The sequence below is a fragment of the Parasphingorhabdus sp. genome, assembly GCF_036964675.1.
Classification (GTDB): domain Bacteria; phylum Pseudomonadota; class Alphaproteobacteria; order Sphingomonadales; family Sphingomonadaceae; genus Parasphingorhabdus.
In genome coordinates, this window is the sequence record NZ_JBALTF010000142.1 from 1 (window position 1) to 1477 (window position 1477).

The following is a 1477-nucleotide window of genomic DNA, read 5'->3' on the forward strand; positions in this document are numbered from 1 at the left end:
GGATCAGCTTTGTCGACCGGTTCGACGCCAACAGCTATCTCTACATCACCCGCGCGATGGACTATTTCGATCTCGCCGAAGCCCATGGCGGCGTGCTCGCCAATGCCTTCAAGGGCTCAAAAACCCGCTTCTGCCTGATCAGCTTCGACAGCGATTGGCTCTACCCGACCAGCGAATCGCGCACGATCGTCCACGCGCTCAACGCGGCGGGGGCAGAGGTCAGCTTCATGGAATTGTCGAGCCCGTTCGGTCATGACAGTTTCCTGCTCAAAAATCCCGAGATGAACCGGATTGTCGACGGGTTTCTGAAAGCGGGAGAGGGAAAATGACCAGGCTTCTCGTCACCCTGAACTTGTTTCAGGGTCCATCCCGCCTCATCGCGCAGGCAGTGAGAGATCAGCAATGGATGCTGAAACAAGTTCAGCATGACGGGTCGGAGCCAGACCAATGACCAAACTCCGCCCCGACCTGCAGATCATCGCCGACAATATCGCCCCGGGCAGCCGGGTGCTCGATATCGGCTGCGGCGATGGCGCGCTGATGGCGGCGTTGCGCGATCAGAAAGGCTGTGACGCGCGCGGGCTGGAGATTGATCCGGCCAATGTCGCCAGCGCCGTCGCCAAGGGCCTGTCGGTGGTGCAGGGCGATGCCGACACCGATCTCAGCACCTATCCCGACGGCAGTTTCGACTATGCCGTGCTCAGCCAGACGCTGCAGACCACCCGCCGCCCCGACGTGATTCTGTCCGAACTGCTGCGGATCGGCCAGCAGGCCTTCGTCAGCTTTCCCAATTTCGCCCATTGGCGCGGGCGCATGTCGCTGTTCTTTGGCGGCCGGATGCCGGTTACCCGGCTGCTCCCGCAAAGCTGGTATGACACGCCCAATATCCACCATGTCACGATCGACGATTTCCGCGCGCTGGTGCAGGACGGCAAATATGCGCAGGAAGGCCAGTGGTTTCTGAGCGGCGACAAGCAGACCGGGCACGGCATGGCGAACTTGCTGGCAGAGCATGCGGTGTTTTTGTTGCGGGGCTAACCCCGTCATCCCGGCGAAGGCCGGGATCCAACCCAATGGCGACGAAATTCGCGCACTTGGTTTAGGCCCCAGCCTTCGCTGGGGCGACGAGTAGATCGATATTGGCTACCGCCAACAGTTGACCTCAATCCCGCTGCACCTCGTCCAACCCCCAAGCCGCCAATATCGCCAACCCGCTCATCCCCGCCATGATTGCCAGCACCACTTCTCCGCCAAACCAGTTCGCAACCAGGCTGAAAATCCCGCCGGCGAGCAACAGCAAGCCGATCACCGTATTGGACAGCGCGGTATAGGCGGCGCGGGTGTCTTCGTCGGCCATGTCGACCAGATGGGTGGAGCGGCCGAGGCGCACGCCCTGATAGGCGATCATCAGGCCGAATAGCAGTACCGGCAATATATAGCCGCTGCCCAGAGTGCCGGCGAAGGCGAGCCAGCTGGT

Annotated in this window: 2 protein-coding genes and 1 pseudogene; 2 read left to right on the forward strand and 1 reads right to left on the reverse strand. The window is 61.4% G+C overall.

Annotation, left to right across the window (positions count from 1 at the left end; translation table 11 throughout):
* Positions 1 to 329: pseudogene (gene metX, locus V7665_RS13595) on the forward strand (homoserine O-acetyltransferase); the annotation flags it as partial.
* Positions 330 to 447: 118 nt separating this feature from the next.
* The gene (metW, locus tag V7665_RS13600) at positions 448 to 1038 is read left to right on the forward strand and encodes a methionine biosynthesis protein MetW (protein ID WP_335665072.1); all 591 of its coding nucleotides are present in this window, start codon (positions 448 to 450) and stop codon (positions 1036 to 1038) included.
* Between the two features lie 124 nt (positions 1039 to 1162).
* Here metW and V7665_RS13605 read toward each other — a convergent pair.
* On the reverse strand, positions 1163 to 1477 hold a 315-nt coding region (locus V7665_RS13605; protein WP_335665073.1), incomplete at its 5' end, for a hypothetical protein.